We start from the raw sequence: 23,749 nt of genomic DNA, 5'->3' as shown, positions 1-23,749 counted from the left end.
CCACCGACGAGTTACACGATGCAGACCTACGACTTGATCATGTTGATCGTACTAGTGGGCACCACACTGTTTGGATTTGTGAAAGGCATGGCCTGGCAAGTGGCTTACTTGGCCTCGCTGATCGTCAGCTATTTTGTGGCCGTGAACTTCAGCCCCGCGATTGCGCCGATGTTTGGCGACACCGAACCATTTAATCGCTTCGCCGCCATGCTGGCATTGTACGTCGCCAGCTCGCTCGGCGTGTGGGTGATGTTCCGTGGCGTGGCCGGCGCGATTGATCGAGTGAAACTCAATGAGTTCGATCGGCAGATGGGCGCACTCATCGGCTTCGCCCGCGGCGTGCTTTGGTGCATCGCCATCACGTTCTTTGCGGCCACGTTGCTCGAGTCGTACCGCCCAGCGATTCTCAACTCGAGAGCAGGGCACTACATCGGAGTGATCCTGGCCAAGAGCGACGCGGTGGTCCCGCCCGAGGTGCAGAAAGTCATCGGTCCGTACGTCGACCGCATTGAGCAAGGGCTCGATCCCAATCAACCGGCTGGTAGCGGTTTGAACGATCTTGGCGGCTGGCCGGGGAGCGACCAAAGCGGGCAGGGGGGTGGTTGGCCAACTGGCGGCAACACCACCAGCACGCAACAGCCTGCACCCCAGTCGAACCCCCCTGGCAATAACGGTGGTTCGACCTGGCCGCAGGGTGGTGGTACTTGGCCCCAAGGCGGCACCCAGAACGGTGGCAACACGTGGGGCTCGTCGAGCTCCAACACATGGCCAGGCAACTAACGCTGACGCTCAACAAGCCTGACGTACAACTCGCTTGGTTGATTGCGATGAAGCAACGAATCAACGCAGGGTAGGCAACTGCATCGTTGAAGAAGCCTGCCGATAACGCGAACGTCGCTATCACGGGGATGGCCGTATTTCCCGGGGAAAAACGGCCTAAAACGAACATAACAGCGATTATCGGACGTTGGGGGTACGCCGAAAAAGGTCCGGGCGAACAAAAGGACCTTGCTGCGAAGTGTTTCGCGGGTAGAATGGACACGTCCATTTGTTTCTACCTCAAATCACCAATGGGCCATGCCTCCGGGGTGCTCCAACACCCGCGGGGGCTTCTTTATTCCGCCAGTGCTTCCCTGCATCGAGGGCGTTACTGAACTGCCGCTTTCCGGTCTACCTCTCTGGCCGGATCAGAGTTAGAAGTTGCTCCAACAACCTCTCATCAAATACTAAGCCGCTAGCGAATTCTCCGTCAAGTCCGTTTCGAACGATTCCGGTCGAAAACTATCAATAACATCAGTCACGCAAGCTACTCTCCAAGATTGAGATCACTAGGCCACGTAATGTACTCTCCATATCGTTTGCTATTCTTCACTACACCGCCCTTCTCTTCTCCTGCTGCCGTCAACGCCCAGCCCGAGTCCGCCTTCTCAATCCATCCCAAGCGGAGCAGCTTAGTAAACAGATCCTTCGTCTTCATGCCCACGTGTTTGGACAGCTTCGTGGTCGATAGCCTCGCCACCCCAGGGGCACTCTCCCTCTCAGGCTCATCAGAGCAGGGCTCCTCGCTACCCGTTGTCACCTTCTCCACTGACAGCTTTACCTCATCACTGATCCGGATTAGACGTTGCGCCTCCTTGTACGCATCGGAATACAACTCCGGGTCGTTCTTACGCGTAATCAGAACGCCCATTTCGTTGTTATTCACCTGCGAGAACTCATACATGTTCATTGAGGTAACAATCGCTCCCGTCTCGCTTAGGTAACACTTCGCATGAAGGTTCTTACAAAAGCTACATCGCACAAATCCCAGCGACTTAAGCCAATTGGTTTCATCAGGGTGCAACTCGTTTTTGCCGTAAACGATCCGTACATCGATCTTCAGCCGATCCTTGTCCTCTAACAGCTCACGCACACGATCATTGAACTTGAGATACGGGCTTATGATGATCAATCGCTCTCGAGCGCCCTTTATCAGCTCCTCAACGTAATAGGTTATCGCCGACGTATTCAAAAACTTAGCCATTATCGATCTCGGAAGACAACAGGAATAGGACAACCCTATTCTAATTAGCATCCGATACACACGCTACCACGCGTCCTCCTCACTTTTGAGCTTCTTCTGTTGCTCCGCGATCTGCTTGTCGTGCATCTCCTCGACCTTGGCCGCGATCGTCAATCGCTTCTCCAGTCGATCGACAGCAATCCCCGACATGCGATCTGCCAACAGCATGTACAAGGCTTCCTTCACTAACCCTGGTTGAGTCTCCGCAATCCGTTTCAGTTCGCGGTACTCCTCCCGTTGTTGCAGCTTCTCTGCCATCTGATCCGTGAGGCGGTCGACCTCGTGAAGGAGGTAATTCACTCCGTAGTCTTCCAGGACCTCGCGTGTTGTCATCAATCATCCTCCCTCAATGCATTAGTAATGCGTCTCGCCCACAACGCGATACGGACCCAGCGGAGGCCGTACCGAATGATGAGGAACGCAATCAGTGCTGCTGAACCCACGGCAATGTTGGCACCCACCACAATGATGGCTCTGGTGATCACGTTCGCGACAGACCAATCGCCAAACACAGGAATCGAGACTATCGGCTCATCCATTACTGCCACCTCTCCCGCAGTTTCTCCCGAGCATCATTGAGCCGCTCGGCAACAGCATCGCAGAACCGTTCTGCTTCTTCATTCATTGCCACGGACAAAACCAAATCGCAAACATGGGCTCGGCTCGCCTGGAGTTGCTCCGCGAACTCGTCGAGCTTTTCAATCACCTCCGGCGTAAGGCGAACCTTAACCGGTACACGGTGCTGATACCCATCTTTGCGATACGGTCTTACCACAGTTGAATCACGCTCCCGAAAGATTCGATCATAGCCGAGAAGAGTCGTCGGAAGGCTTCCCACTGGCCACATCCAAAACGCTCCATGATGGCCTCAATTGCCACCAATGTCGAACCGAGTACGCACCCAACAAACAACCCACAGGCGGTTCCAACCGCTACGCACCCAGGACTTTGAGGAGGCCAACCCGCGAAATGTTCCTGCTCTTCTTCAGAGGTTCGACACCCAGCCAACTTAAGACGAATCGTACCCACATAAAGAGCAGTCCACAGACCAGTGATAATCACGAGCAGAAAGATTTCAAAACTACTTAACGAGTAACCAAGTACATCCGTCAGTATCTGTTGATAATCCATTTTCAGAACCCTACGTATTGGACCGCCAGTAAGAACCCGAGGGCCACGCCTAATAGAAACACAGTAGCCACAAGCACCACTACGTCATCATCCATGATAATCACTCCCGAACCTGGTTCCCCTTGTGATCGGTTCCCCAGGTCGAGAGCCGACGCTATACCTCGGTTTACGCCGCTGCTGGTTCCCGTAGTGCCTTCGCGTGAACAAGCTCCAGGCGAATGCGACCATTGTTATTCGTGAGATTGCCCGAGAAGTCGTACCCGGCTCCGGTCTCCAGTGATTTCCAGGTTGTTTCGTCTTCGACGTTGACTTCGAACGTCGAACCAAGCGTCTGAATCTTGGCGACGTAACCACGCCAATTCGGATTCTTTTGGCTCGTCAGTTCGCGAACCTCTGAGACCACGCCTTTGATCTGCCAGATCGAGATAAATCCCATTTTCAACACTCCTTAAAGGGTAACAGTCGGTAGCACCAGGAGGTGCAAGCAGTTCGGGACCCTGTTGCCTCACCTTCGGGCAGCCAAGGCCGCTACGTGGAACCAAAGGGCCGGGAATTGGTCGGGAAAGACATGGGAAGCGACCTCCCCGGACCCTTTGGCACCACTCGCTAACTCAGTTGAGGCAACCCCCAACTGCTTACACCTCCTGGCACTACCTAAACGATTAAATGAACTGCTTGCCATTCCTGACCCGCATGTCAACCAGATCGCCCGACATGACTCCTCGGCGAAGTAATGCCGAGTACAGCCGCCGGCGGCTGATTCTGATTGCCTCTTGCAAGGTCTTCTCTTTCACTTCACGACCGAGAGCCAGGCTAAACGCCGTTCGCAGTTCCTCACACTTGCTACTAAACAATTCACGCACCGGTACTGCGTTGTTTTTCCACAGTTCAAGCACGACTTGCATTAACAACCGCTTCGATCCTGGAAGGTTCTCGACCTCCTCCAAGAACACCCGATACGACTTACAAGGTTCCCGATGTTCAAGTGGTTCGTCTCTCCACATTTCCGGATCGAGATAATCAAACTCGTCGAGAAGTTCGCAGTCGACCCAATGCCGCTTACGCAACTGCTCGCATCGCCACTGCTTTGCTAAGTACATGAGTCGACCGAACTCCTCCTCCGGCTTTGGCTTCGTCCACGTACCGGCAAGAATGCCATGCACAACCGCCAATAACGCTCCCGAAAACGCATCCTCTTGATCTGCTGCGTCTGGAAGCCAATACCGTAATCGTGCTTTCACTCCAGTGGACCACCGATACAACGAGGCAACGTAGTCCTTTTGCTCCTCAGACAGCCGCAGTTGCACAGTTCGACTCCTTCCAATTGCCCCCCGGTTGCCTAATGGACGATTCCGCATCCTCGCGGAACCACTGATCGACCCAAGGAAGCCGGAAGACCGCTTGCAGGAACTCCCGCACGGTGCGTGGTCCTGTGTCACGATTTCCGGTTTCTATCAAGTGAAATGGTCGGCCGCTTCGCGGCCGCCCAGCGGCTCGGGGCCCCTGCTCGGGACCGCACTCCCCAAGCCGCTGGGCGGTCCGCAGATTCGCCAGCACTTTATCGAACGAACAATCGACGGCCAGCCACCCCGCCCCCTCCGGAGCCTCCTGAATGCATACGCCGGCATTCATCAGGACATTCAGCAACGCACCAAGGTCCACTTTCAGGGTGCAGACCTTGTCGCCTACCTTGGCGAGCGTCTCCCGTGGCCGCGACACGCGGGCACCGATGCACTCATAGCCAGGAATTTGCTGTGGAGGGGGCGGGCCATACTCGCGGTAGATACGCTCATCTTCCAGCCGGGCAGCCCGCTCGGCTTCGGTCTCGGGGTTCTCCTTCGGCCAGAAGCCTGGGCTCGTGCGGATGATCTTGACCGACCGCGGCCGTTCAAACAGGAGAAAGGCCGGAATCTTCCCATCCTTGAAGACGTACTTGCACAAGTACTTGAGCTTGCCCTTCGTCCCATTCTGAACGTCGACGAAGCCGTGACCCCACAGACGCATTAAGTCCTCGTGAGGGATGAACGTCTCATCGAGTAACAGCAGATGAAAATGAACCCAGCCCCCCTCCTGGAACTCCATCTTGCAAACCCACTTCCCTGTGAGCTTCTTCTTGAGATGGCGTGACAGACGCCGCATGAACATGGCGACGTGCTTCTCGTCGGACTGGGCACGATAGAGATCGGCAGCCGACTTGTAGGGCTTCCGATCATACGTGAGTGTAATGAACAGCCGCCGACGACCTCGGCAACGTTCGTAGAGTCGATGAAAATAACGAGCCGCGACAGCTTGGCAATCAACAGGATGCAGCCAAGATTCGCACCGCTTGTGCTTGAGAAGTATCATGTCTTTCACATCGTGTAAAAGCACGATGCAGACATCTTGTCTGCACCATGCACACCGCCCTACTCTGACGGTGCCGCATGGTGACATTCTTCACGGCGATTATCGGACGTTGCGTACCGGGTGCCCTGGCTTGTAGGGTCACTCTGCTTGGCTGTTGTGCTATTTCAAACGGCGTAGCACTATGGCACCATCGAGGATGAATTGCTCGGCCGCTTTGTCGGGCGAAACGAAGTCGTCCAGCTCGGATTCCTTCGGCGTCAGTTTGACGTGCACATTGTTCTCATTGCGATCCACGGTGCCGCTGAGCTGGCCATTCTCCACCGCCTTGGCGAAGGTCTCGATATTCAAGATCCTCAGCACAAGCATGTCGCCTTCTGACGGAGTCACGCGATAAATGGTGTACTCGTCTGGCGCGTCTGATTCTTCCTCGGGCTGCGGTGGTAACACATTGAAGTACATTCGGTCGTCATCCGTGGTGACCAGGACCTCCATTTTTCGGAGCTGGGGTTCGTCGTCATCCCAATCGACTCCTGCCACGCGAAGCCGATTGTCCACAACATGGTGAACGAACATCGGTTCGTTCTCTGGCGTGAGCCAGATGCCAGCGAGCTTCCTGGTGTCCAAAGCGGAAGCTGGTTTGCCCAACGGCTGGGTGGTCGTCAGCGACGAGCAGCCAGCCATGGCGCACAGGAGTAGCAACATTAACCATCGAGTCACACGATAACGACACATCGCACGCCTCCTTATGTTGAGGAGATTTAGCCGGCGACCGTCTCCTCGACGAACATGCCGATCTGGCGGAACTTGCCGTAGCGTTCTTCGAGCAGCGTGTCGGTTGGCTTTTCGGTGAGTTCGCGAAGCGTCTTCACCAGGTACTGTTTCATCCGCGCAGCCATTTGATAATGGTCGCGATGGGCACCGCCTGTTGGCTCTTCTATGACGTCGTCGACGGCCCCTAATCGCTTCAAATGCTTCGACGTGAGTTTTAATGCCTTGGCAGCGTTCTCGGCGAAGTCGTGGCTCTTCCACAAGATGCCGGCGCAACCTTCAGGGCTGATCACCGAGTAGTACGAGAACTCGAGCACCGCAACGCGGTCGCCAACGCCGATGCCCAGCGCGCCGCCGGAGCCACCTTCGCCGATCACGATGCAGATGATCGGGGTCTCAAGCCGCGACATCTCCAGCATGCTCTCAGCAATCACTTGAGCCTGACCGCGTTCCTCGGCGCCGATGCCTGGGTACGCGCCCGGCGTGTCGATCAAGCAAATGATGGGCAGCCCATACTTGGCGGCTTTCTTCATCTTGAGCATCGCCTTGCGATAGCCTTCGGGATGAGCACAGCCAAAGTAACACTCGTTGCGTTCCTTGAGTGTCTTGCCTTTGTGGTGGCCGACCATCATCACTTTGAACTCGTCGATCTTGGCGAAGCCGGTTCGCAGCGCGCGATCGTCGCCAAAGAACTTGTCGCCATGCAGTTCGACGAACTCATCGCAGATCAAATCGACGTAGTCGGTGAACATCGGCCGATCGGGATGACGAGCCACGCGCACCGTTTGCCATTCGTCGAGCGAACCGTAGATCTCGCGGGTCTTGTCGAGCAGTGCTTTACGGGCTGCGCGAAGTTCGTCGCGAACTTCGCCGGAGTCCTGATTGTCGGCTTCGAGCGAGGCGATGGTGTCTTCGAGTTCTCGCAGTGGACTTTCGAACTCAAGTTGGTAGGAGGTGCTAGCCATGGTTTTGGTCTTCTCGATTTATCTTGTCGTTAAGTGAGGTGCTCGCGAAGTCGCCGCTGGTGAGCGGTCGGCAGACGCTAAGCTTCCTCTTCGTGGTGTTCAGCTGTTTTGGGTGGTTTCGGCGGCGAGTAGAACAACTGCAGCGAGCGAAGTTCCATTTGCGCGTCTTTCATCGTTGCCGGACGGTCGTTCGCATCCTTGGCCATCATCCGCTGTACAAAAGCAGCGAACTCGGGCGTGATGTTCTTGTCGATCACGGTTAGATCTGGCGGCTTGCTCTTCAGGTGTTTGGTCAGCAGTTCCTGGAACGAGTTGGCCGTGAACGGCGGCTTGCCGTTGAACAGTTCGTAGGCCACGCAGCCCAGGCTGTAAACATCGGCCCGCGGGTCGACGTGTTGGCCGCGGATTTGCTCGGGGGCCATGTAGCTGTGGGTGCCTTGCACCTGAGCCTTGCCCGAGAAGATCTTGCTGAGTCCCGTTTTGATTTTGCGAGCTAGGTTGAAGTCGATCACCCGCACTTCGCTGTCGTCGCCCACCAGGAAATTATCGGGCTTCACGTCGCGATGCACCCAGCCACGCTCGTGCATGTGAGCCAGTCCCGACGCGCAATTAATTAATATCTCCTTCGCGCGACACTTGATATCGAACGGGTCGGTGACGATTCGCTGCTTCATATTGGGAGACTTGTAGATCTCCAGCAGCATGTAGGCCCCGTTGTTGGTCGTTTGGAAGTCGTAGGTCTTGATTACCTCGGGATGGTCGAGGGTCTTGCCTACCGCAAACTCATGCCGCAGCTCGGTGAGCGCCCGGCGGGTGTACTTTTCGCCCGGCGGTAGCCACTTCATCGCGTACAGCTTGTTCTCGGACATCGGGCGCACCGCCCAGATCTGATAGACACCGCCTGCGCGTATCAGATGGAACATGCGATAATTTCCGACGAACTCGTTGCCTGATGCCACGCGGCTGCCTTTCGGTTGGCGATACGGGAAACCATGAATCACGCGCGGGCGAATTGCCCGTCCTTATAGTTTATCCAGTCGTTGCAAACCGATAAAGTGAGAACATTCGCCCCCCTTGCCTGCTGCGTGAACTTGCCGAAATGGACCAAATACTGCGTTTCCTGCGATTAATCTGGGCCGGGCCCAATTCGCTGCTGGGGCTCGTCGCGGGATTGTTGACCCTGATCTCCGGCGGCAGAGTGCAGATTCGTCGCGGAGTTCTGGAGTTTCATGGCGGATTCTCGCAGTGGCTGCTCGACCGCTGGCAGGTGTTTGGCCTGACCCTCGGGCACACGATTCTCGGCACCACCCCCACTGCCCTCGATTTGGTCCGCGACCACGAGCACGTGCACGTTCGGCAATACGAACGCTGGGGCCCCCTGTTTTTGCCGGCCTACGGATGGTGCTCGCTCGTCGCCTGGTGGACCGGCCGCCGAGCCTACCGCGACAACTATTTCGAGCGCCAGGCGTACGGGGACGAGGAGTAGCTAGCTGTGGGAAGCGATGAGTGCACAAAAATAGGAACTTCTGCCGAGTCTTCTCGCTAGGTTACCAACTCTCTCCACCGCTTGGGAAGTTCATAAAAAATGGCTTCGCCATGTTCGGCAATGAGTTGCTCGACTTGTTGCAAGGCCTTGCGAAAGCTGTCAGGTAGTTTCTCTTGTTCCAGTACCGCGCAGCGATAAAGGCCGAGAAAGAAGCCCTGCTCTGATGCCGTGAAGGAAGAGTCCATGAAACTTGCTTGTAAAGTGGTTGTTCAGAAAATTCGCAAGACAGTAGGTGACGCGACGCTGGATCAAGGTGGACTTATACGCATTCTAAAGAAGAGCTGCGCGCTTTCTATTGCGCTTTCCTATTCCCCCCATCATAATGCGACTTTCCGAGAACATGGAGGTCGCGATGAAAGTGGCGGGGCATCTTCCGCTTGCGGAGTTAAAGCGATTGGAGCGTGTGGAGAAGAACGTCAATCGCTCCAAGCGGTTGCGGATTCTGATCTTAGGTCACGAGGGCTGGACGGCCCCCGCTGTGGCAGCCGCTGTTGGGCTATCGCGACGGGCGTGCCAGGAGTGGGTCGCCCGATACAATCGACACGGGCTGGCGGGGCTGGACGACCACCGCGGTGGGTCGTTGAACCTGCCACTCACAGCCGACCAAGAGCAGACGTTTCGTGAGCGTCTCGCGGCAGGGCCAACGAGCGAAGACCTTGTCTGCTCGTTGCGGGGCAAGGACTTCCAACGCATCTTGGCCGAGGAGTTCGGCGTGAGGCGGTCGTTGCCTGCGGTGTACTGGCTGCTACACCGATTGGGCTACAGCTACCTGCGTCCCAGGCCGCGTCATCGCAAAGCAGACCCTGAAAAGATCGAGGCGTTCAAGCGGGAGTGGCCTGAGCGAATCAAGGAGATCGCCGCGGAGCATCCCCATAAACAGCTGCGGGTCTACTTCCAGGACGAATCACGGTTCGGACAGCAGGGGACCAACACCAACCTGTGGGCCGAGCGGGGCTCCCGACCGACCGCCGTCCGTCAAACCGAATACGAATACTTGTGGGTGATTGGGGCGGTCTGCCCGGAAACCGGACACGCCGAGGGCCTGCTGAGCCCGCAACTGAACACGAAGATCATTAACTCGTTCTTGGAATCGTTCTCCGAAACGATCCCCGAGGGCGAGCACGCCGTGATGATCTGGGATGGCGCCGGCTTCCACACCAGCAAGGCAATTCAGGTCCCAGAAAACGTGTCGCTGGTGCAACTGCCGCCCTACAGCCCTGAACTTAACCCAATCGAAAACCTCTGGCATTACCTCAAAAGCCACTTCTGGAGCAACCGGGCCTACGACGACTACGATGACTTGGAAGAAGCGGCCATGACCGCATGGCGGACCGCCGTGCTCAACGAAGAACTCATCAAAACCGTCTGTGCCGCCCCGTATGTTGATGGCGGCTCAAACGCGCAGGTTTAAATTAGAATGCGTATTAGATGAATCGCATCCAATCCAGCCGACGAGCTATGACTCGTAGGGAGAATCTGTCTTCATCAGGGAAGTCTGTAGTAAACAATGTTAGGAAATCCATGTGTTGTGCGCCGAACGACGCAGCTTTCCGGTCTCCCCCTGCCCGACTACTTCGAGTACATAACCGCGTCCATCATGCGGACCGAGCACGTACTCAATGAGTACGTGCTTGCGTGACGAATCGATAGGGCCTTGTTGACTAACTCCACTCGAACTGTGGAAGCCCGAGTTGGGTGAATTGATTGATGATTTTACAGCGCAAGCGGGCTTCCGTTTGTTGGTTTTCGAATACTCGGTTTTTGAGATGGCTCCCAAAGCTTTGTTTCACTCGGTACATGGTCGTTTCCGCCAAGCTTCTACGATGATAGCCCACTTCCTCTTTCCAACTCCTACGCCCCTTGCGTCGAATCTGACGAATTGCCTCGTCCCGGGGCAAAGGCTCCTCCGCAGAGTTGCCATGTTGTTTGATCTTGGCGTTGTGCTGCGGCGGAATCACCGGCTCAATGCCTTCGGATTCCAGCCCTTCATAAACCTTCCACTTGTCGTAACTACCGTCGCCGTGAAACTTTTTTACGGGCTGCTCCACCTGCTCCAGCATTTCGGGAACCGCATCGGCATCGTGGCAACTGTTCTCGGTCAAAATCTCCGCCACAATCTCGCGGGTGTCAGGATTCACCGACAAATGCAGCTTCCGCCATGTCCGCCGCTTCGACTTGCCATGCGTCCGCATCTTCCATTCGCCCTCGCCAAACACTTTCATGCCGGTGCTATCCACCACGATATCGATGTCGCCCCTCTTGTTAGCGATATCGAGCGAAACATTCAGCTTGCTGGCTCGCTTGGCGAGCGAAGAATAATTGGGAATCGCTGCCTCGACGCCCAACATCGCCACCAGCGAGCGGCCGAATCCCTCAGTCTGCCGATAGGGAAGTTTCAGCAGTTCGCGAATCGTCAGCAAGCACTCGATCGCCGTATCGCTGAAGACAAAAGGGCGACCGACTTTTGTCTGGTCGTTAGGATGTTCCCAGTTCTCCAACGCCTCGTCGCTAAACCAAATAGTGATGTTTCCACGCTCGATGAGCGACTTGTTATACTCCTTCCAGTTCGTGACTTTGTAGGTTCGTTTTTCTTTCGTAGCCATGTTCGATCTCCGTAAAAAAGGTACGTGGTTCCATTCCACGTTAGTTTTTACGGAGGTTTGTGACTAATTGTTCAACAAGGCCAATCGATAGAGAAGTTTGCCGAGCCGAAGTTGTAGTAAGCTTTTCGCGTTGTTGGCGCCTGGTAGTCAAATGGCTCAACTTGTTCCCACCCATTGGGGTTGCAAAGCCACTGATTTGACACTTGCCCCTTGCAGTGAGGTCCATCCCAGTCGGCTTCACGAAACTCTCGCACTCTCATTTCTTCCGGCGGGGGCCCAAGTTGTTCATCGTATCGTTGCGCCCTCTGCCAAACGGATTCGATTTCAGAAAAGACAAGTTGGTATAGCCAATCGGATTTCCACCCCATCGCAGTCGATGCCTCCAATGAAATCTGCCACTCCCATTCCTCACTCCGCGTAAACCACCTGCACCAGCACCAACCCCAACGCTGGTGCATTTGGGCCTGCCGCGCGGCGGTCGCGGGCGGCGAGCACTTCGAGCATCCAGTCGGGCTGGCGGGCGCCGCGGCCGACCTCGACCAGCGTGCCGGCGATGCCGCGGACCATGTTGTAGAGGAAGCCATCCCCTTCCACTTCGATGTCGACTTGCTCCCCTCCGCTGCCCCCCTGCTCTACTGTGGCCCGAATAATCGTGCGCACCGTCGAGCTGCGTTCGGAGCCAGTGGTCTCGAACGAGGCGAAGTCGTGCCGGCCCACCAGGTGCGCTGCCGCCGCTTGCATGGCCGCCACGTCGAGGGTCTGTGGCAAGTGCCAGCGATACCGCCGGTCCATCAGCGGCCGCACCCGCGAGTTGTGGATCTGGTAGCGATAAAGTTTGCGCAGCGAGTCGTGCGTTGCATGGAATCCGGCCGGCGCGTCGACCACCTCGGTCACCACGATGTCGTCCGGCAACTTGGCATTGAGCCCCTGCCGCAGTCGCTCGTGCGGCAACTGGCTAGCCGTCGATACGCCGACCACCTGCCCCACGGCGTGCACCCCCGCATCGGTCCGCCCGCTGGCGGTGAGCGTCGCGTCCTCGGCAGTTATCGCACGCCAGGCGTCGGCCAACGCCGCCTGCACGGTCGGCTCGTTCGGCTGAAACTGCCACCCCGCGTACGCGGTGCCATCGTAGGCTACGGTGAGTTTTAGCCAGCGCATCGGAGGGGGAGCAGATTCGTTCACCGCAGTTTGAGCTTGGTTAGGAGCTGATTTAGGGCTTCGCTCTCGCCAAGTGTTTCAATTGCCTTGAGGGCTTCGTTTACTGAAGCACAATCGACAAACGGAAAACTGCGACTCGTCAACGCTTCGGCGTATTGATCGCCATCGACCACGAGGAAGTACAGCTGCTCGTCACGAATGAGCCAGATTTCGGGAACACCCAGTTTGCAGAAGGTCTCGATACGGTCGACGGAGCTGGAGTGGATATCGACTTCGATGACCAAGTCGGGGGGCGGCACTTCATTGAGGTCGAGTTCTTTGACGCCTCGCATCTTGGGCTCATTTTCAATCCAGAAACAAGCATCAGGTTCCACGCCTCGTTCAAGATCCTCGCGGCGATGCGTTGTCGAACCTCCACCCGCAATGGCCGTCCCTCGCTGGAACCGAATCACGTGAATCAGCGAAACTAGCAGGTCAATGCCATACTCGTGTGGGTACGAAGGGCTCACCGTTTGTATCTCCATCAAACCACGATCGTAGCTTACGAACACCCGTCGGTCGCCGAGGCTATCGACGAACTTCGCATAAGTCTCCCAGCTTACCCCTTGCAGAGTGATGCCGTTTTCCCACAGGGAGGGAATCGCGGATGTGTTGGTGGCAGCGTTTTCGTGGGCGATTGACATTGTTCACTCAGTGGGGGGCGGCAGGGTCCCTTTCTTACGTTCACTCTATTTTACCCCAAGAATCCTCACCCGCCAACGAAGGGCTAGAGTGGCTGGTGTCCCGCATTGGCCGTGGAGCTTATCATTTCGGGGGTGCCCCCCTGCCCTTCAGGAGCTGCGAGTATGGATCCCCATCAGGCGTTTCGCGTGTTTGTCTATGCCGACTGGGTAATGACCACCGCTGCCATCGTGGCGCTCTGCCTGGCGGTGATTCTCGCCATCTTTGCCCTGCTGCCGTCGAATAAGTCGCGCCGTCGCACGTTATGGCGGCGGGCGTTGTTCTCATTGGTGGTGTTCGCCATCTACTTCGGCATGCAGGCGTCGGTCATGGTGGGCCTCTACAGTCACGAGAGGACCACACTCTCCACCCTGCTGTTTGGCGTGCCCGCCCTGCTGCTCGCGATGGGGTTGAGCGTGGCCCTCGTCCGCGCGGCGAAGTCGGTCTTCTCGCCGGGCGGTCCCCAGCGTCGCCAAACTTTAGGACGGTCGCTATTGGCCATCGTGCTGCTAACGATTGGCCTCGCCCCGCACGTCACGACGCTGCTGCTCCCCTACCTCACCGTCATCCATCACGACAACCAGCCCGGCACGCTCGTTACCATTGGCGACCCGGTGCCCGAGTTTGCATTCACCACCCTCGACGGTGTTGCCATTCGTTCCGACGAACTGCGAGGCAAGGTGGTCGTGCTGAACTTCTTCGCCACGTGGTGCGGCCCCTGCCAGACGGAATTGCCTCACTTGCAAACGCTGTGGGACGACTACCAACACCACCCCGACTTCCGCCTGTACGTCGTCGGCCGCGAAGAGACCACCGAGATCCTCAAGCCCTACCAAGAGCAGCACGAATGGACCTTCCCCCTAGCGCCCGACCCCGACCGCGCGGTGTACGACCAGTTCGCCACCCAGGCGATTCCCCGGACCTTTTTAATCTCGCGAGATGGAGTGATCGCCTACGAATGGACCGGCGGCTGGGAGGAGGAGATTCCTAAGCTCCGCAAGCTGCTGGATCGGGAGTTGGCTAAGTAGGCGAACGGTTAGGAGTTCGACACGAAGCTTGCCAGCCACCCAGGTTCGGGCGATACTAAGGTCAATGATTTGCAGGAGGAGAGGAGTTGGTCGCTTGTTCCTGAAGGAGTCGATGATGCGTCGCATAGATACTCGGTGGATTGGCTGCGTCGTGCTGGCCGCTTCGGTTCATATTCTGTTGTCTTGTGATCTACGATGTTGCTTGAAGCAAGCTGGCCGAATTTGCCCATACCGATCCAGTTAGCCAGTTTATAAAAACAAGCGTCGCCGCGAGAAGGTGCGACGCTCGTTTGGAATAGCCAGCGACTGATGCTGAGGCTAGAAACCCAAAATACACGATCGCAATAAATGAATAGAATAGCCAAAGGGTTGGGTCAAGGGTATGTATTGACGTCAACATAGGAATGGATATGCCGTTGAACTCGAGTGACCAAATTGCGTTACGAGGCAGCATTCCATTAAAGATGAATGGTCCCTTATAGGTCAAGGCATTCCACACATCCAGGTTCATCCCGAGTGTGCAACAGAGTTGCGAAAACAAGTATGTGCAGTAGATGTGTGCAACCGTGTATCCCATGGAAAGAGTAGGGAAGAATTTGACGGGCATTTCTACGCCAAGCAATTCGAATTCATCTTTCTTGCGGTTTCTGATTAGACAGACAGTCGCGGCAAACAAAACGCCGCCAACGAGGACGGTGTTTATGTAGCCTGCGCGGGTAATGGCGGACTCAATTGCAAGTGTATTATCCGTCATTTGCTTCTGACTTCGCGGAGAGTTGCGAGAAGGACGTAAATCCCAATGAAAATTAGCAAGCTGGTGAAGTTGATCGACATGTTTTGGATTCCATTAGCGAGAATTGTTATGTTTACCGGATCGCGTCGAACGACATTGATTTATGACCCCGTGCGGCCCGGAACTCCATGTGCAACGGATTGCTATTGGGGATCTATGGCGTTTACCTCAGGCGCGGCGGCATATATGTTTCTGAAAGTATCTGTATCACGCATTGACCTGAACAATGGCCATTCATTGAGATCTTCATAGGTGAGTTTATTTGATTCAAGTATGCCGGGGAGTATCTGGAAAAACCGGTCTTCATCATCTAGAAGCGCTGCTTGGGCCAGAGTATATTTCTCCTCCTTGGCGGAAAAATCTTCATCTTCCACCTCACGCCGTTTATCCTCGAATTTGCCCTGCCATTTCAACGCTTGCCAATAATTGATTCGTGCGGTCAGGCGGGCGATTTCAGGTTGCTTCATGTCGCCGGCAAGAAAGTACGACAAGTTTTCCGCGATTTGCCAACGCTCGGCACACAAGTGGTCGTAGCTCAATTCTAGAATTACACCTGCTCTTTCAACATCATCCGGTGCTATTTTCTTCCATAGTTCGAACGCAACTAGCAATAAGAAACGTTCAAATTTGTCAATTGCCTGATCAAGATATCCCTGAAGTATTTGAATGGGCATACCAACCGGAACCTTCGACATCACTGATTCCGGCACTTTGTTCTGGTAGATCTTATTCATAATCCCGCCGTTATGAACGAGGAGGTGTCTGCGCTGGCAAGCTTCTATTAGGTTGTCTTCGAAGTCACTCAGGTATCCCATCGACAATTTGAGTGTATCCTTCAGAAAACTTGTCCAATCGCTGAAGCTACCGCGTAATACACCTTCGATTCGTAGGTCAATCAGATAGGAGCGTGCCTCATCCACAGATCCGATTGTCTGCAGTTCCTTCAGGGGCAACTGCTTGTCTGATACTTGTGCCGCATCAGGGTACTTCTCAAAAAAAAGATGGAGTAGCTGTGACAGAAACCACTCGGCTGAACTGACTAGCGATATGAGAGAGTTTTGATAAAGGAGCCCCGTTTGGTAGGAACGCTTAGTCAGTTTCTTCATTAGCTCGTCGAAGGCATGTTCTCCAGGCCCATCGATGCTGATCTTAGCAGATTTCTGGTGGTCACCATCTTCGGAAACTTCTATATGGATGTCTCCATCAAACTCACTTGTAAGCTTCGATTTGAACTCCTCATCCAGCTGGAGGTCTTCGGAGGCGAGCGATGAGATTGCGAGCAGTGCGGGCGCGAATGCGCTCGGGTCCGATCCCAACGCGTCCTTGTGTGCTTGGTCTAAAACGGGGTGGACTAGTGAAACAAAATCACGAAGCGTCTCTAGGTTGTCTGAGTACCTTCTGATCGGAGCAGCGAAAATTTTCTTCCTAGCCCGGTAACACGAAGTCTACAACGCACCGCCGTATCGTACTTTAAAGACAGGAAGATGATACATGCATTCGCTTGTGTCATGTAATACGACGATAACAGTTTTACCTAACGACGATACTTTTGTCATGGAAACATCTTATCCCCATCCAACTGCCAGTCAATACAAATAGCGGCAAAGTCGCCGCGGCCCCACGTAGACATCCTGGTTTCATGCGATAGGCGGCTCGCTACTGAATTGGGAGAGCAGAAGCTGCTCGAACAGTTCTGATGCAGTGGTGTTTCCTCTGACTGCAATTCCATGAGTTACCATTTGCAGCCGGTTGACTTCGTTCTCAGCGGCTGTGAACCAACTCGGCCCCACTTACTGGTTTTCGGGCGGAGCTAGCCGGAGAGAGCGGCCTGGTACTCGATAGCTGTGAGTGGGAGGGAAAATATCATTCGCCTACTGCCTGTTTGCTATTTTCCAGCTTTTCACTCGCAATTGGCCACCGATGGTGTTCTAATGGACAGGTGGAGGGGGCTATCAGCTCCCGGCTATAGGAGTTTAGTGATTGGAGGTTTGTGTGAGGTGACGCTTTTCGTGAGATCGAACTTCTAGCAACGCGCAGGCGAAGGGTTGCTTGCGTGGGCGTTCACTGCTGCGCGTGTGGGTAATGCGGTGGTGGGGCTGCGTCGCTGGAAGCTCCTGGACCCACCCTACTATCCTTTCTAACTTCCAACTCCCAACCCCTAACTCTCAACCCAGAATAGTTTCCCATGGGTGGGAATCTATTTTGGGCAACTATCGCGGAGGTGTTGATGTAAGTAGATGGCTACAAACGACTTGCGATAAGTGCGCAGCGTGAAAATAGATTCCCACTCGATGCGTTTTGGGAAATGGGAATCTATTTCGGTGTGAAAACCGCTGGTTTTGTAGAGTTGCGCGAGATTCAATTTTCCCACGTGTGGGAAAATTGGGAATCTATTCGCAAAGTACCAATCGGGCACTGCTGCCGGAGGTAATAGGGGGAGTCTGGTGCGTTTTGCTAGCACCAGACTTGCGCCCGATTACTTGCTGCTGGCTACCAGCAGTTCGGCGATTTGCACCGCATTGGTGGCCGCGCCTTTGCGGAGATTATCGCTCACGCACCAGAACGCGAGGCCGTTTTCGCAGGAGAGGTCCTCGCGGATGCGGCCGATGAACGTGGCGTCGTCGCCGTCGCAGTCCTTGGGCATCGGGTACTCGCCGGCCGAGAGGTTGTCGATCACTTTGATGCCAGGCGTGGCAGCGAACAACTCGCGGGCTTCGGCCACGGTGATCTTCTTCTCGGTTTCGACCAGGATGCTCTCGCTATGGCAGTTGCTCACCGGCACCCGCACGCAGGTGGGGCAAACCTTGATTGAATCGTCGCCAAAGATTTTTTGCGTTTCGAACACCATCTTCATTTCTTCCGAGGTGTAACCTTCGTGCTTTTCCGAACCGATTTGCGGAATCAGATTGAAAGCGATCGAGTGGGCGAACGTCTTGTTCTCGACTGGCTTGCCTTCGAGGGCAGCGCGGCTGCTGTCGACCAGCTCGGCTTGGCCGGCAACGCCGGCGCCGCTGGTCGCCTGGTAGGTGCTGACCACAACTCGGCGGATCTTGCCGGCTTCGTGAAGCGGCTTCATCGCCAGCACCATTTGGGTGGTCGAGCAGTTAGGGCTAGCAATCACGCCGGTGTGGCTCAGCGCGGCGTCGGGATTCACTTCCGGCACGACGAGCGGTACCGTGGGATCCATCCGCCAGAAACCACTTTCGTCGACCACCACGCAGCCGCGCTCCTTGGCCCACGGCACAAAGTCCTTGGCCACGGGGTCGGGCGTGCTGCCGATCGCCAGGTCGATGTCGTCGAACGCTTCGGGGGTCAGTTCTTTGACCGTGTGTTGCTCGCCTTTGAACTCGATGGTCGTACCGGCCGACCGGGCGGAAGCCAGGAAGGTGATCTTCTTATAGGGGAAGTCACGCTCGACAAGCAGTTGGCGAATAATCTTACCCACCGCACCGGTGGCACCTACGATGGCAATCGAATCGAACACGGAAAAGCTCCCAAAGCAACAGAAAACCGACCTGCACCCGCTATGAAGCGAGTGACACCCCCTGCCCTGCCCTGGTTCGGGGGTTACAGAGGGATCGACCAGTATAAATTGCCTGAGCGGTTCGTACTAGCGGATGATGGGGGCCAAATCCCGGCGATTAACCGGAATCGAGCTGCTGGACATAACAGTGAATCGCCTGAAGTACCTCCTGCGGATGCGAAACCGGCAATGCATGACGCCCACCCTGCACCACGACATCGGCGTCGATATGGCGGATCGGAAACGTGGTATCACAGGTGCCATGGATTTGGCAGATCGGCGGGAGCATCGCAGGAGCGGGAGGGTTCCAGGTACAGAGCGATGCCATCGCCCAATGATGCCAGAGCGACAAACGCCCGACGCTCGCCCGCCAGCGGTGGTGAAACCTACTGGGGAGAGTGGACCCGAGACCGCTTGCGGCTCCGAGCACCCGCATGGTGCCAGCGTGTCCCACTAGTCGACCAAGGCGGTAGAAGAATGGCAGCTGATGCGGGCCACGGATGCTGGAGATCAGTATGCAAGCTCGCGTTGGCAAGATGCTGGCGATTTGTTGAGCGAGCACTCCGCCGAACGAGGTACCTACGAGGATCGATGCTTGTGGGAGCGAATCTGCGACTCGCGCGGCGAACTCGCCTAAGCGCTCCCCCCGTTCAACGGAGGGGTACTCGACGTGTCTGGCATTCCGCAGCGAAGGAGAGATGCGACAGTAGATTGGGTAGTTCTTCTCCACGCCGGGCAGTAAGCAGATTGGAGGAGAGTCGATCGACATGCGATAATCACGAAAGGAAGCGAATTAGCTCTCACGAAACTTACGCGAGCGTAGCATATTCGCAGCGACGTTCCTGGCTCGGCGGGTGCTGCCATGTGAGACATGTATCCCGCAATTCGTGGGGGGTGCTGCTATTCGGTCTGCTCGCCCAGCACGAACAGGGTGACTCGTCGGGCGAGGGGGTCCATCACCTTGCAGACCGTGCTGGGGTAGACGAATGCCAGGTTGCCGATAAGCATCACCAGCCCGAACGTGATCATGCCCATGCACAGAGCGATGAACAGGTGCATGCCGATGGCTGTGGCCAAAAGCCAGGGACGGGTGAACCGTGGCCAAATGAGGAACGGATAAAACAGTTCGAAAAATACCGTGGAGTGGGCCAGCAGGTGGAGCAACCACGGAAAATGGCCGAGCCAGGTGACATCGATCGACTGATAGCCAGTATTGGCAATCGACAGCCAAATGGACTCCCCTGTCCACCAGGTAACGCCTTCGAGTTTGCCGAGTCCCGCGAACAGGTACATCGAACACATGTGAAGTTGGATCAAACGAATCGCCAGATTGGCCGACCAACTATCGAGCACGTCGCTGCTGCCGCCGGAGCGGATGCGCCAGAGTCGGTCGAGCGAGTAACGGGCGCCGCACGGCCCGAGCATGAGATAGAGCGCGAGCATGCAGTTCACCTTATCGAGGCCGAAGTACGCCCCGGGGGTAACGCGAATCGCATACATGATGGCAAAAAAAGCACTAAGCACTGCGACCCATCGACTGAACAGTCCGATCATCAACAGGAAGAAACAGGTGAGCGCAACGATATGCACCAGCCAGATCAGCCAGGGAGATTCCAGGTGTTGGAACAGTGTCCAAGCGAAACTGGGCCATTCTCCTTCGGCCGCGGGTCCATGTTCGACGCGGAAGTAGTCGATTGGCAACCACCCGTTGGGGCCGAAGAACGAGTAGAGGTCGCGGGACCACACCAAATGGGTGTAAAACAGCATGGCTCCCGCGAATACACGAATCGCGGAGAGGGTGTTGGGCGAGACCGCGGTAAACCAAAATCGGTTCCAGGCGTCCCACACATCGCACCAGTACTCACCAAGAGCATCGCGCAGGCTATTCATTGGGGACTCCTTCGGGAATGGTCTCGACAGGAGTTCCGGGCGCGGGGGTCTCCTCGGCCGAGCCCAATAGCTTGGCGTCGGCTGCTTCGACATCGGCTTTGGTTTGCGTGATGCGAATCTGCTGCTGAACGAGTTGGGGGTCGTCGATCGGGCGTCCTTCGATTGCCAGATCGGGTTGGCCAAGCCATTCCTCGTAAGGGACGATGCCCACTACTTTTTCGGTGACCGTTACCGACTCAGCATTGTACTGGCGAACCAGTTGCTGAGCGAAACGCGTGAGCACGTACGGTCGGCGATTGGCAATATCGGGATGAGGCATCTCCACTTGATCGGCCAGCATTTTGTAACGGTGGTACCGCAGTCGCGGCCACATGCGATCGGCGTCGGGCAGTACCCCTTCGCCTTGCTTGATGACCTGACCTTTGTCGTCGACCACCTGGTATTCGTATTCCACGATCATGCTCGGCCCGGGATCGGGACCAAAGAAACCATGGCCATGATTCAAATAGAGCGGTTCGGCATACCAGCGAAGCCACGGCGAGCGGGCGATCGCCGTGGCGGTCGGCGAAGGCTTCGAGCTGTAAGCGAAAGGATAGAAGAAGATGATGAACACGTGGAACGCCAGCACCAGAGTCAGCAGGACGCGAACCCACAGGCTCGGACCTTCGGTCGGCTCCGCCGAATCGTCGGTCGACCGCTTCTTCTTGGGAGGGGCTTCCTCCTTCTTGCCGCCGGTGCTCATGCTTTGCCTACCAGGTTCGTGTCGCTCCAGAAACGCTAGAAAGGAGTAATACGCATTCTAATTTAAACCTGCGCGTTTGAGCCGCCATCAACATACGGGGCGGCACAGACGGTTTTGATGAGTTCTTCGTTGAGCACGGCGGTCCGCCATGCGGTCATGGCCGCTTCTTCCAAGTCATCGTAGTCGTCGTAGGCCCGGTTGCTCCAGAAGTGGCTTTTGAGGTAATGCCAGAGGTTTTCGATTGGGTTAAGTTCAGGGCTGTAGGGCGGCAGTTGCACCAGCGACACGTTTTCTGGGACCTGAATTGCCTTGCTGGTGTGGAAGCCGGCGCCATCCCAGATCATCACGGCGTGCTCGCCCTCGGGGATCGTTTCGGAGAACGATTCCAAGAACGAGTTAATGATCTTCGTGTTCAGTTGCGGGCTCAGCAGGCCCTCGGCGTGTCCGGTTTCCGGGCAGACCGCCCCAATCACCCACAAGTATTCGTATTCGGTTTGACGGACGGCGGTCGGTCGGGAGCCCCGCTCGGCCCACAGGTTGGTGTTGGTCCCCTGCTGTCCGAACCGTGATTCGTCCTGGAAGTAGACCCGCAGCTGTTTATGGGGATGCTCCGCGGCGATCTCCTTGATTCGCTCAGGCCACTCCCGCTTGAACGCCTCGATCTTTTCAGGGTCTGCTTTGCGATGACGCGGCCTGGGACGCAGGTAGCTGTAGCCCAATCGGTGTAGCAGCCAGTACACCGCAGGCAACGACCGCCTCACGCCGAACTCCTCGGCCAAGATGCGTTGGAAGTCCTTGCCCCGCAACGAGCAGACAAGGTCTTCGCTCGTTGGCCCTGCCGCGAGACGCTCACGAAACGTCTGCTCTTGGTCGGCTGTGAGTGGCAGGTTCAACGACCCACCGCGGTGGTCGTCCAGCCCCGCCAGCCCGTGTCGATTGTATCGGGCGACCCACTCCTGGCACGCCCGTCGCGATAGCCCAACAGCGGCTGCCACAGCGGGGGCCGTCCAGCCCTCGTGACCTAAGATCAGAATCCGCAACCGCTTGGAGCGATTGACGTTCTTCTCCACACGCTCCAATCGCTTTAACTCCGCAAGCGGAAGATGCCCCGCCACTTTCATCGCGACCTCCATGTTCTCGGAAAGTCGCATTATGATGGGGGGAATAGGAAAGCGCAATAGAAAGCGCGCAGCTCTTCTTTAGAATGCGTATAACTACCAAAAATGCCTAGCTTACCCCAAGGCCAATTATGCGGGACCTGGCTGGCTGAATGTAGCCCACCCCCCTGCCCTGCGGTTTCGGCACAAAAAAAGCCACCCTCAACCATGCGGTCGAGGGTGGCTGGGTCGACTTGTTGCCAGGCCGAGCCTGCGAGGGCGTCGGCGGCTGGGCTTGAGTCAGTCGCGAAGCGCCAGGGCGTTTTCGCCGAAGTGGAAGTCGAGAGAGGTCACATCGCCTGCGTGCAGGGTGATGGTCTTCTCTTGCTTCTGACCGTTGGCTTCCACCACGATCTTGTAGTCCGACCAGTCGCGGCCAGCAGCCAGCTTGGTGGTCACGAACTCACGCTCGGTACCGGTTTGCTGAGTGGCAGCGCCAGCCAGGGTTACCTTGGCTTCAGCGGGAACGTTCAGCTTGAGCGTCGTGGCGACGGTTTCCACCGCAGCGGGAGCCGAGAAGGCGAGCAGCTCTTCGCCACCGGCGATGAGCGTGATCTGCTTCGACTCGGTCACGGTTTCGCCGTTACGCTCGTACTCGACGCGTACGTCGTACGAGTAGCTGCGACCAGCTTCAAGACCGTGCGACACGAACTGACGCTCGGTGCCGGTGCTGGTGGTCAGGTAGTCGTTCACGTACACCTTGGCATCGGCGGGAACTTCCACGCGAAGGGTGCCGCTGCCGGTGGTGGTCGAAGCGTACGACTCGTACTTGGTGGCCGGCGTGTTGTCGGCGCAACCACAATCGGAAGTCGTGGTTTCGATGTAGGTCGGTGTGCTGTAAGTTCCGTAGCTACCAGACGAGCCATACGAGCCGCTGCAGCCATAGCATCCACTGCAGCCATACGACACGGTGTAGCCACTGCAGCCGTAGCAGCCATAGCAACTACGTGCAGCGCGACGGGCGGCAATACGATCGTGAATACGAGCCAGCAAGCCATAGTGGCCATAGCAACCCGAGCAACCGTAGCTACCGTAGGAGCCGGTCGAGCCATAGCTACCAGACGAGCCATACGAAACCGTGTAGGTACGGCCGTAACTACCGTAGGATCCATAGCTGCCGGTCGAGCCGTAGCAACCATGACATCCCCAGAATGCATCGGACTGGCCAGCCAGTGCGAGCATTGCAATGAGAGCGAACGCGGTGGTGATCTGCTTCATAACGAATTGGTACTCCCTGTTTCACCTGTCGAATCAAAAACCAAAACCGTGCTTAGGGCGGAGGTCACGGTAGTGTAGCGCCGCGGCTCGAACTGAGTC

26 protein-coding genes are annotated in these 23,749 nt (G+C 56.3%); 4 read left to right on the top strand and 22 right to left on the bottom strand.

Annotated elements, in window-relative coordinates:
- Positions 1 to 18 precede the first annotated feature (18 nt).
- On the top strand, positions 19 to 780 hold the full coding sequence (locus Pan181_RS09850) for a CvpA family protein (RefSeq protein WP_145246659.1): 762 nt from the start codon (positions 19 to 21) through the stop codon (positions 778 to 780).
- Positions 781 to 1,306: 526 nt separating this feature from the next.
- Here the strand turns inward: Pan181_RS09850 and Pan181_RS09845 are convergent.
- The 10 genes from Pan181_RS09845 to Pan181_RS09810 form a co-directional block, all read right to left on the bottom strand.
- On the bottom strand, positions 1,307 to 2,023 hold the full coding sequence (locus tag Pan181_RS09845) for a phospholipase D family protein (protein ID WP_145246658.1): 717 nt from the start codon (positions 2,021 to 2,023) through the stop codon (positions 1,307 to 1,309).
- 63 nt (positions 2,024 to 2,086) lie between these two features.
- Positions 2,087 to 2,395 (bottom strand): hypothetical protein, encoded by a 309-nt coding sequence (locus Pan181_RS09840; RefSeq protein ID WP_145246657.1) that lies wholly within the window; start codon positions 2,393 to 2,395, stop codon positions 2,087 to 2,089.
- A gap of 205 nt (positions 2,396 to 2,600) precedes the next feature.
- Positions 2,601 to 2,768 (bottom strand): hypothetical protein, encoded by a 168-nt coding sequence (locus Pan181_RS26040; RefSeq protein ID WP_197529114.1) that lies wholly within the window; start codon positions 2,766 to 2,768, stop codon positions 2,601 to 2,603.
- A gap of 62 nt (positions 2,769 to 2,830) precedes the next feature.
- Positions 2,831 to 3,193 (bottom strand): hypothetical protein, encoded by a 363-nt coding sequence (locus Pan181_RS26035; protein ID WP_197529113.1) that lies wholly within the window; start codon positions 3,191 to 3,193, stop codon positions 2,831 to 2,833.
- A 166-nt stretch (positions 3,194 to 3,359) separates the two neighbouring features.
- The gene (locus tag Pan181_RS09835; protein WP_145246656.1) at positions 3,360 to 3,629 is read right to left on the bottom strand and encodes a hypothetical protein; all 270 of its coding nucleotides are present in this window, start codon (positions 3,627 to 3,629) and stop codon (positions 3,360 to 3,362) included.
- 226 nt (positions 3,630 to 3,855) lie between these two features.
- Positions 3,856 to 4,500 carry a hypothetical protein gene (locus tag Pan181_RS09830; protein ID WP_145246655.1) on the bottom strand — a complete coding sequence of 215 codons (645 nt, stop codon included), beginning with the start codon at positions 4,498 to 4,500 and terminating at the stop codon, positions 3,856 to 3,858.
- Entirely contained in the window at positions 4,481 to 5,563 is a 1,083-nt protein-coding gene (locus tag Pan181_RS09825) for a rolling circle replication-associated protein (RefSeq protein WP_145246654.1), read from the bottom strand. Before Pan181_RS09825 ends, Pan181_RS09830 begins: the two co-directional genes overlap by 20 nt.
- Before the next feature lie 135 nt (positions 5,564 to 5,698).
- The gene (locus tag Pan181_RS09820) at positions 5,699 to 6,220 is read right to left on the bottom strand and encodes a hypothetical protein (protein WP_197529112.1); all 522 of its coding nucleotides are present in this window, start codon (positions 6,218 to 6,220) and stop codon (positions 5,699 to 5,701) included.
- A gap of 77 nt (positions 6,221 to 6,297) precedes the next feature.
- Positions 6,298 to 7,272 carry an acetyl-CoA carboxylase carboxyltransferase subunit alpha gene (locus tag Pan181_RS09815; protein WP_145246652.1) on the bottom strand — a complete coding sequence of 325 codons (975 nt, stop codon included), beginning with the start codon at positions 7,270 to 7,272 and terminating at the stop codon, positions 6,298 to 6,300.
- 77 nt (positions 7,273 to 7,349) lie between these two features.
- A complete protein-coding gene (locus Pan181_RS09810; RefSeq protein ID WP_145246651.1) occupies positions 7,350 to 8,195 on the bottom strand; it encodes a serine/threonine protein kinase in 846 nt (281 codons plus the stop codon).
- Between the two features lie 176 nt (positions 8,196 to 8,371).
- On the opposite strand from Pan181_RS09810, the gene Pan181_RS09805 reads away from it, so the two are divergent.
- On the top strand, positions 8,372 to 8,758 hold the full coding sequence (locus tag Pan181_RS09805) for a hypothetical protein (protein ID WP_145246650.1): 387 nt from the start codon (positions 8,372 to 8,374) through the stop codon (positions 8,756 to 8,758).
- Between the two features lie 56 nt (positions 8,759 to 8,814).
- Here Pan181_RS09805 and Pan181_RS09800 read toward each other — a convergent pair whose 3' ends face one another.
- Positions 8,815 to 9,003 carry a hypothetical protein gene (locus Pan181_RS09800; protein WP_145246649.1) on the bottom strand — a complete coding sequence of 63 codons (189 nt, stop codon included), beginning with the start codon at positions 9,001 to 9,003 and terminating at the stop codon, positions 8,815 to 8,817.
- Positions 9,004 to 9,140: 137 nt separating this feature from the next.
- Between Pan181_RS09800 and Pan181_RS09795 the strand changes: the two genes are divergently transcribed.
- A complete protein-coding gene (locus tag Pan181_RS09795; RefSeq protein WP_145246142.1) occupies positions 9,141 to 10,229 on the top strand; it encodes an IS630 family transposase in 1,089 nt (362 codons plus the stop codon).
- A gap of 250 nt (positions 10,230 to 10,479) precedes the next feature.
- Here Pan181_RS09795 and Pan181_RS09790 read toward each other — a convergent pair whose 3' ends face one another.
- The 3 genes from Pan181_RS09790 to Pan181_RS09780 form a co-directional block, all read right to left on the bottom strand.
- Positions 10,480 to 11,421, bottom strand: a complete 942-nt coding sequence (locus Pan181_RS09790) for an IS5 family transposase (protein ID WP_145244898.1) — start codon at positions 11,419 to 11,421, stop codon at positions 10,480 to 10,482.
- Positions 11,422 to 11,829: 408 nt separating this feature from the next.
- Positions 11,830 to 12,603, bottom strand: coding sequence for a tRNA pseudouridine(38-40) synthase TruA (gene truA / locus Pan181_RS09785; protein WP_197529111.1), 774 nt, complete (start codon positions 12,601 to 12,603; stop codon positions 11,830 to 11,832).
- The gene (locus Pan181_RS09780; RefSeq protein WP_145246647.1) at positions 12,600 to 13,262 is read right to left on the bottom strand and encodes a Uma2 family endonuclease; all 663 of its coding nucleotides are present in this window, start codon (positions 13,260 to 13,262) and stop codon (positions 12,600 to 12,602) included. Before Pan181_RS09780 ends, truA begins: the two co-directional genes overlap by 4 nt.
- A 162-nt stretch (positions 13,263 to 13,424) precedes the next feature.
- Here Pan181_RS09780 and Pan181_RS09775 point away from each other — a divergent pair, with 162 nt between their 5' ends.
- The gene (locus tag Pan181_RS09775) at positions 13,425 to 14,327 is read left to right on the top strand and encodes a redoxin domain-containing protein (protein ID WP_145246646.1); all 903 of its coding nucleotides are present in this window, start codon (positions 13,425 to 13,427) and stop codon (positions 14,325 to 14,327) included.
- 190 nt (positions 14,328 to 14,517) lie between these two features.
- On the opposite strand, the gene Pan181_RS09770 is transcribed toward Pan181_RS09775, so the two are convergent.
- From Pan181_RS09770 to Pan181_RS09735, 8 genes are all read right to left on the bottom strand, one after another.
- Positions 14,518 to 15,081 carry a hypothetical protein gene (locus tag Pan181_RS09770; protein ID WP_145246645.1) on the bottom strand — a complete coding sequence of 188 codons (564 nt, stop codon included), beginning with the start codon at positions 15,079 to 15,081 and terminating at the stop codon, positions 14,518 to 14,520.
- 182 nt (positions 15,082 to 15,263) lie between these two features.
- Positions 15,264 to 16,436, bottom strand: a complete 1,173-nt coding sequence (locus tag Pan181_RS09765) for a hypothetical protein (protein WP_145246644.1) — start codon at positions 16,434 to 16,436, stop codon at positions 15,264 to 15,266.
- A gap of 1,160 nt (positions 16,437 to 17,596) precedes the next feature.
- Positions 17,597 to 18,604: an aspartate-semialdehyde dehydrogenase gene (locus tag Pan181_RS09760; RefSeq protein ID WP_145246643.1), complete on the bottom strand. Its 1,008-nt coding sequence runs from the start codon at positions 18,602 to 18,604 to the stop codon at positions 17,597 to 17,599.
- 157 nt (positions 18,605 to 18,761) lie between these two features.
- Positions 18,762 to 19,412: an alpha/beta fold hydrolase gene (locus Pan181_RS09755; protein WP_145246642.1), complete on the bottom strand. Its 651-nt coding sequence runs from the start codon at positions 19,410 to 19,412 to the stop codon at positions 18,762 to 18,764.
- A 131-nt stretch (positions 19,413 to 19,543) separates the two neighbouring features.
- Positions 19,544 to 20,533 (bottom strand): HTTM domain-containing protein, encoded by a 990-nt coding sequence (locus Pan181_RS09750; protein WP_197529110.1) that lies wholly within the window; start codon positions 20,531 to 20,533, stop codon positions 19,544 to 19,546.
- Positions 20,526 to 21,275, bottom strand: a complete 750-nt coding sequence (locus tag Pan181_RS09745) for a hypothetical protein (RefSeq protein ID WP_145246640.1) — start codon at positions 21,273 to 21,275, stop codon at positions 20,526 to 20,528. The genes Pan181_RS09750 and Pan181_RS09745 overlap by 8 nt, the downstream gene beginning before the upstream one ends.
- Before the next feature lie 62 nt (positions 21,276 to 21,337).
- A complete protein-coding gene (locus Pan181_RS09740; RefSeq protein WP_145246142.1) occupies positions 21,338 to 22,426 on the bottom strand; it encodes an IS630 family transposase in 1,089 nt (362 codons plus the stop codon).
- A gap of 246 nt (positions 22,427 to 22,672) precedes the next feature.
- The gene (locus Pan181_RS09735; RefSeq protein ID WP_145246639.1) at positions 22,673 to 23,650 is read right to left on the bottom strand and encodes a TIGR03000 domain-containing protein; all 978 of its coding nucleotides are present in this window, start codon (positions 23,648 to 23,650) and stop codon (positions 22,673 to 22,675) included.
- Between the last annotated feature and the right edge of the window lie 99 nt (positions 23,651 to 23,749).

The organism is Aeoliella mucimassa (genome assembly GCF_007748035.1).
In the GTDB taxonomy this organism is placed as follows: Bacteria; Planctomycetota; Planctomycetia; order Pirellulales; family Lacipirellulaceae; genus Aeoliella; species Aeoliella mucimassa.
This window is presented reverse-complemented; position numbering and strand designations above follow the sequence as displayed.